This window comes from Robertmurraya sp., assembly GCF_036676585.1.
Classification (GTDB): Bacteria; Bacillota; Bacilli; order Bacillales; family Cytobacillaceae; genus Robertmurraya_A.
This window is the reverse complement of record NZ_JAKFCQ010000035.1, coordinates 21300-27299: the sequence shown is the minus strand read 5'-3', so window position 1 is coordinate 27299 and position 6000 is coordinate 21300. Positions and strand designations below refer to the sequence as shown.

Sequence of the window (6000 nt, the reverse complement as noted above, 5' to 3'; positions counted from 1 at the left end):
TCCTCGCCCCAAAGATCATTGATCGTATGAAACACGACCTCACCATCACTGTTTAACATCCCATAGCCTCTATAAGCCATATCACCATTTTTCATTCCAAATAGATCAATTAACTCTAGCTCAGGATCAGATATGAAAGAGATGCTACTCCCGAACATGTCTACAATAGCTTGATATAACTGCAATTGTTGATCAGGAGTATCGCCACTTACAATATACATATTCACATCTAAGTCTTCTAACTGTGAAATATTTTCATGCAGCTGAACCAGCTGCTGTTGGCAGTGTGTTCAGGTGTATGTGGTGATAAAAAAGAATAGTGTTGGTTTCTCTTGTGGGAAGCTGACTTCCTTGTTATTTTGGTCAACTAGAGCCATTGTTCCGTCCATTTTCTCTGTTCCACAAGCAGTTAAGAAAAGGACGAAAGCTAATAGAATAAATAATCGTTTCGTTTTCATTGTTACACCATAACCTTGTCTTTATATTTGAGCTTGAGTTTCTTTCGATGGGATTTTTGAATCCAGGCTATACATAGAGCTGCCGGTTATTGATAAAAAGATAGCGATAGCAAGTAAAACAACGTCTAATTCATATCCTCCCATAAAACCTGCGCCAATTTTTACTTTAACAATCGCACCTAGCATGATAAGTGCTAGAAGGGCTGATACAATTTTCGTTCCTAGTCCAACGATTAACGCCACACCACCAATAAGCTCAATACCTGTAACTACATAAGCAAGTATTCCTGGCAGTCCCATACTTGAAAACCATCCAGCCGTATTTTCAATTCCTCCTTGTAGTTTGGCTAAACCATGGACAAAGAAGGTAATTCCTAACACAACCCTTAGTAGTAGGGCTCCTATTTCATGTTTGTTCATTGATTCATTCTCCTCTCAATATTATTAAACTACATAATGTAGTGTAACACCTAAAAAATATTAGGCAGTGGTGAGTAAAACCATGCCTATGAAAAAAAGTAACACGTGAACCGAAATGAAGATGTTTCTTGTGGTCAGCTTGATCGGGATCGCTTCGTTTGGTTCGACTAATTGTTGAAGCCGGAAGTTAATGGACCCACCAGAAAAATGAACCAAAGAAGGGGTATTCTTTACTGAAACATGATTCTTAATCAGCTTGATTAAAGCTGTGCTTAACTCCATTTCTGACCCCATTTTTCTTACCGCATACTCATCAGCCAGTATTTCACTAATGATACTATAGTTTTGTTGACACCATTGGGTAAGCGGAATAAACCACAATGACTGAGCAATTAGCTCTAACATAAATACCTTTAACGGATCATGGTTGTTTTTATGAAAAGTCTCGTGCTCGATCACTGCTCTTAACTCATCGTTTTCAAGCATCTGGATTAATCCTGTTGATAGAACGATCGTGGGTTTGATGTACCCCATGGTGAAGGCAAGTACAGAATCACTTTTGACAACAATCAAATTTTCGTTATGACCATACGTAGTTTGAATCGACAAGGTTAACTCGTTATCTTTGCATTCCAATAATCGCTTAGTAAACCTTTTAGATACGATTATTTGTCTACCTATTTTAATTATGGTTATTAAAAAAATATAGGTGAGAAGGGTGTTAACGAGAAATATCACTAAAAAATAATAAAAGGAATCTTCCATAAATAAGCTTAAACAAAATTTAAAAAAATTCATTTTTAACTGAGTTCCAAAAATCAAATGAGTAAGAAACATTCCCATTTGAACCCATATGAGGGTTGCTAACCCGAGGCTTAGTAATAGTAAGTAGAGTGATTTCTTTTTCCACCACATCATAACTTGTCCTTTTTAAGTTGTTGAATTTTTTGTTCGAGTTTATTTAATAAGGTTTCATCCACGTCGGTGAGGGAATCAATCATGTGACTGATCACAACGCCCCCGAATTCATCGAGTAAATTTTCGGTCAGTTTTTTGGACTGTTCCTCCAAAAATTCCTCTTTCGTTTGTATAGGACTGAATAGGGAAACACGGCCACTTGCTCGTTTTGTTAGCACCCCTTTATCTACCAGTCGATTCATGACCGTCATGACGGTATTAAAGTTGATATTTTTTTCAGAATCAAGGGTTTGCTGTACTTCTTTAATACTGAATTCACCTTGCTCACTGTCCCAAAAAAGCTCCATAATTCTTGCTTCTAACGGACCAAAAAATCGAGAAAGACCTTCCTCATTGTACTTAAATCGCTTAATAGACAAGCTGATCACCTTCCACTACTGATTGTAGTGTGAAAAGAAAAGATAATCAAGTGAAAAACATCCTAATTTACAAAGACAGAGAGGATGTCGAAAAAGCACACAGATGTTTTACAATCATTCGCTATATGATGCAAACTATTTATGATAAATTAGTTTAGTAATGTATAAATGGAAAAATTTATACAACTGAAAGAAGGGATTCATAAATGACACAAACAAAACAAAGTCATTTAAAACTTGTGATTGCTGGGCTTCTTTTAAGTATCCTCATGGCATCTATGGATAATACCATCGTTGCAACCGCCATGGGGACGATTGTCGGTGAGCTTGGTGGATTTGATAAGTTTGTCTGGGTGACTTCCGCCTATATGGTCGCAGAGATGGCAGGCATGCCGATTTTCGGAAAGCTTTCGGATATGTTTGGCCGGAAGAAATTTTTTATTTTTGGGTTACTCGTCTTTTTAGGTGGGTCGATTTTATGTGGAACAGCAGACACGATTACACAATTAAGTATTTTTCGAGCCATTCAAGGAATTGGGGCAGGGGCTTTGATTCCGATTGCCTTTACGATTATGTTTGATACGGTTTCGATCGAGCAACGGGGAAAATTAGGTGGATTATTTGGTGCGGTGTTTGGACTCTCTAGTATTTTCGGACCGCTTTTAGGTGCTTATATTACCGATTATATTAGCTGGGAATGGGTGTTTTATGTGAACATTCCGATTGGGATAGTGGCGTTTGCATTTATCGCATTCTTTTATAAAGAGTCCGCTGTTCATGAGAAACAGCGAATTGATTGGTGGGGAGCTATTACACTTGTAGGCGCCATCGTTAGTGTCATGTTTGCACTGGAGTTAGGTGGGAACGAATATGCTTGGGATTCTTCTTTTATTCTTGGACTATTTTCATCTTTTGTAGTTCTTTTTATCATTTTTATACTTATTGAAAGAAGAGTGGCTGAGCCGATTATTTCTTTTCCCATGTTTACCGTTCGTTTGTTTACAACCAGTAATGTTATTGGTCTATTTAGTGGAATGGCGTTTATTACGGCATCCGTTTATATCCCAATCTATATTCAAGGCGTATTAGGTGGGACAGCAACCAACTCGGGCCTCGTCCTTTTACCGATGATGCTGGGGTCGGTTGTATCGGCAACAATGGGTGGATTTTTGATGAATAAGGTAAGATACCGGACGATCTTAGTCATTTTTTCTATTATCCTTTTAGTGGGGATGACTTTACTTACTACTTTAGATAGTGATTCCAGCCGTTTATCTGTAACCATTTATATGATTATTACCGGTCTAGGTATTGGCGCAACCTTTTCTGTTTTGCCTAATGCAGCTATCCATCATTTCGAACCGTCACAACGTGGTTCTGTTAACTCAACCGTCTCGTTTGTTCGTTCATTAGGCATGACATTGGGAATAACGGTATTTGGGATCCTACAAAGAAATGAATTCACTGCCAGTTTGGAGGAAGCTTTTGCTGAGATGGGTGGAGGAGTGAATCCATCTATGACAAATGACCCGAGAGAACTGCTCTCCCAAGAAGCACGTGCACAAATCCCAGGTCCCATATTAGATAAAATTACCGATCTCTTATCATCGTCGATCACATATACGTTTATGTGGGCCCTTATTCCATCCGCCCTAGCGATGCTCGCTGCCTTTTTAATGTCAAAGGAGCGGTTAAGTGAGTCTGTTGAGTATAGTCAATCAAAGCAAAAAGAATAAGCTTGTAAACACCTTCAATTTAGAAGGTGTTTATTTTTTGATGAAATAGTATGATATATTTGGTAGTGACTGTAACTAGGGAGCGGAAATAGTATGAACATTTCATGTCAGAAAACTATATTAGAGTTTTAAAGTACTATTTACTATTGTTAAAATAAAATAGACTAATTCATGAAGGAGCAAGGGAGCCAACTATGTCAATCGTCGATAAATTAAAACTAGATAAATACACAAATATGGCTGTTATTAATCAACCAAGTGATTATGATATGTTTACAGGTTATCCTACACAATTAACTAAAGATCATGATGCGATTTTCATTTTTATTGAAACGCTGGACGAAATGGTCGCTCATACACAACAGATCATTAAGGATCAATTATTACTTGAAAAGGGATATCTTTTCTTCGCCTATCCGAAAAAGGGGAATAAACGATATAGTACCTATGTACATAGAGACGATATCTTTCCTGCGATGAGTGTAGGGGAGGACGGTTATATTGAAGACAGTGATATTAAATTTGGACGCATGGTTAGTATGGACGATGTGTTCACCGTCGTAGGATTAAAGCGTGAGAAAAAGAAGGTAAAAAAGACTCCTGCTGCCAGTCAATGTGTGGCTGATTATGAGGACAATATTACAGATGTGGAAGCATTATTAGCGGATGCACCAAACGAGCTTGCGTTTTACCAAAGCTTGACTCCGGGATATAGAAAAGACTGGGCAAGATACATTTTTTCTGCAAAACAGCAACAAACAAGAGACAAGCGCCGCGGTGAAATGGTCGAAGTCCTTTCACAAGGCTTTAAAACTATGGATTTGTATAAACAACAAAAGAAATAAGAAAGAATGACGAATGAGAGAGATGCTCATTCGTTTTTTTTAGAAAAAATAATTGACCGTGTTGTGCACCCCACAGTTTATCCTAAGGGTGGGAGGACGAAATGTATAAAATCAGTGAATTCTCGGAGTTAACAGGATTAAGCAAGGAAACGCTTCGTTATTATGCAGAGGTGAAGCTACTAGAGCCCGCTTTTATAGATCCAAAAAACAATTATCGTTACTATGATGACGGAAGTATCTTTTTAGCCACTCTATTAACAAAGCTTAGAAAATTAGGATTCACTATCCAAGAGATGATTTCCGTGATGGAGGACGAATCTTTTGCGAATCTAGAAGCACTTTTAGTTCAAAAGAAAAGAAATATACTGCAGCAAATTAACGAACTTCAGTTGCAAGTAGAAGAAATAGATGGATTTTTAGCATCAGGCAAGGAGGAAACCAAGTGATACAGTGGAAGGAAGAGAAAGTGATACCTGCCAATATCGAAACGGTATGGAGTCTATTTTCAGATAAAAAAATCAAAAGAATCATGCCAAAAGTAGAAGAACATATCTTAATTGAAAAAAGTGAAACCGAAGCAGGAGCCAAGCATAAACAAACGTATCGAGAGGGAAAAAGACTTGAAACTTATATAGTGGATACACTCATTTATAAAGACAGGGAAGTGGAAAAGAAAAAACAAATTCAGTTTGTTTTAGGAAAAGCCTTTGAAGTTACCCTTACTTTTACACTGATAAAGGTCGATGAGTCCCACACGAGATTGCTTTACGAAGGGGAGAACAAAGGGGTCAACTTTGTTGGAAGAGCGATGCTGAAGCTTGCTGGGAAGAAGAGCAATCTTGATGTGGTGATGGAGTTTTTAGAGCGGGTGCAGGCGGAGGCAATGAAATAAAGACTTCTCAGCTTTCCCCATAAATACACGCGTATAATATTTGTACAACCGAACTTCCCTCTTAAAAGGGAAGTTTTTTGTTTTTATCTAGAGTCCCTATTATATTTCCCGAATTGTTTTTCTTAAATATTATTCGTTACCACTTACTAATTCACAAAAACATTATACTACCATTATCCTGAAAACACTCTGCAAAATGATTGGGCTTACAGTCACAATGCAGATTCTTTTTGACTCATTTTTTAAAAAGAGGAAAAAGGTCTATCTTACCAATTATGGTATTTTAGTAGAAAACCATGTTAGTATACCTGA

9 protein-coding genes are annotated in these 6000 nt (G+C 37.5%); 4 read left to right on the top strand and 5 right to left on the bottom strand.

The genetic code is table 11. The features are described from left to right. From ACGLXV_RS04180 to ACGLXV_RS04160, 5 genes are all read right to left on the bottom strand, one after another. A partial coding sequence (locus ACGLXV_RS04180; RefSeq protein WP_391557630.1) for a hypothetical protein occupies window positions 1–227 on the bottom strand: 227 nt, incomplete at its 3' end. 63 nt (window positions 228–290) lie between these two features. After that, window positions 291–458: a putative periplasmic lipoprotein gene (locus tag ACGLXV_RS04175; protein ID WP_391557629.1), complete on the bottom strand. Its 168-nt coding sequence runs from the start codon at window positions 456–458 to the stop codon at window positions 291–293. A gap of 21 nt (window positions 459–479) precedes the next feature. Further along, window positions 480–878 (bottom strand): DoxX family protein, encoded by a 399-nt coding sequence (locus ACGLXV_RS04170; RefSeq protein WP_119708346.1) that lies wholly within the window; start codon window positions 876–878, stop codon window positions 480–482. Between the two features lie 60 nt (window positions 879–938). Continuing rightward, entirely contained in the window at window positions 939–1643 is a 705-nt protein-coding gene (locus tag ACGLXV_RS04165; RefSeq protein ID WP_391557632.1) for a M56 family metallopeptidase, read from the bottom strand. A gap of 149 nt (window positions 1644–1792) precedes the next feature. Continuing rightward, on the bottom strand, window positions 1793–2215 hold the full coding sequence (locus ACGLXV_RS04160; RefSeq protein WP_391557628.1) for a BlaI/MecI/CopY family transcriptional regulator: 423 nt from the start codon (window positions 2213–2215) through the stop codon (window positions 1793–1795). Window positions 2216–2421: 206 nt separating this feature from the next. Here ACGLXV_RS04160 and ACGLXV_RS04155 point away from each other — a divergent pair, with 206 nt between their 5' ends. The 4 genes from ACGLXV_RS04155 to ACGLXV_RS04140 all read left to right on the top strand — a co-directional run bounded on the left by ACGLXV_RS04155 (window position 2422) and on the right by ACGLXV_RS04140 (window position 5688). Continuing rightward, on the top strand, window positions 2422–3951 hold the full coding sequence (locus ACGLXV_RS04155) for an MDR family MFS transporter (RefSeq protein ID WP_391557627.1): 1530 nt from the start codon (window positions 2422–2424) through the stop codon (window positions 3949–3951). Between the two features lie 194 nt (window positions 3952–4145). Next, window positions 4146–4796 carry a YdeI/OmpD-associated family protein gene (locus ACGLXV_RS04150; RefSeq protein ID WP_391557626.1) on the top strand — a complete coding sequence of 217 codons (651 nt, stop codon included), beginning with the start codon at window positions 4146–4148 and terminating at the stop codon, window positions 4794–4796. Between the two features lie 101 nt (window positions 4797–4897). Next, on the top strand, window positions 4898–5242 hold the full coding sequence (locus ACGLXV_RS04145) for a MerR family transcriptional regulator (RefSeq protein ID WP_391557625.1): 345 nt from the start codon (window positions 4898–4900) through the stop codon (window positions 5240–5242). Continuing rightward, window positions 5239–5688 carry an SRPBCC family protein gene (locus ACGLXV_RS04140; protein ID WP_391557624.1) on the top strand — a complete coding sequence of 150 codons (450 nt, stop codon included), beginning with the start codon at window positions 5239–5241 and terminating at the stop codon, window positions 5686–5688. Before ACGLXV_RS04145 ends, ACGLXV_RS04140 begins: the two co-directional genes overlap by 4 nt. Window positions 5689–6000 lie beyond the last annotated feature (312 nt).

What these genes read in the sequence shown, in the direction of transcription:
- ACGLXV_RS04175 (WP_391557629.1), bottom strand. Translation starts at nt 458, where the DNA reads ATGAAAACGAAACGATTATTTATTCTATTAGCTTTCGTCCTTTTCTTA.
- ACGLXV_RS04170 (WP_119708346.1), bottom strand. Translation starts at nt 878, where the DNA reads ATGAACAAACATGAAATAGGAGCCCTACTACTAAGGGTTGTGTTAGGA.
- ACGLXV_RS04165 (WP_391557632.1), bottom strand. Translation starts at nt 1,643, where the DNA reads ATGGAAGATTCCTTTTATTATTTTTTAGTGATATTTCTCGTTAACACC.
- ACGLXV_RS04155 (WP_391557627.1), top strand. Translation starts at nt 2,422, where the DNA reads ATGACACAAACAAAACAAAGTCATTTAAAACTTGTGATTGCTGGGCTT.
- ACGLXV_RS04150 (WP_391557626.1), top strand. Translation starts at nt 4,146, where the DNA reads ATGTCAATCGTCGATAAATTAAAACTAGATAAATACACAAATATGGCT.
- ACGLXV_RS04145 (WP_391557625.1), top strand. Translation starts at nt 4,898, where the DNA reads ATGTATAAAATCAGTGAATTCTCGGAGTTAACAGGATTAAGCAAGGAA.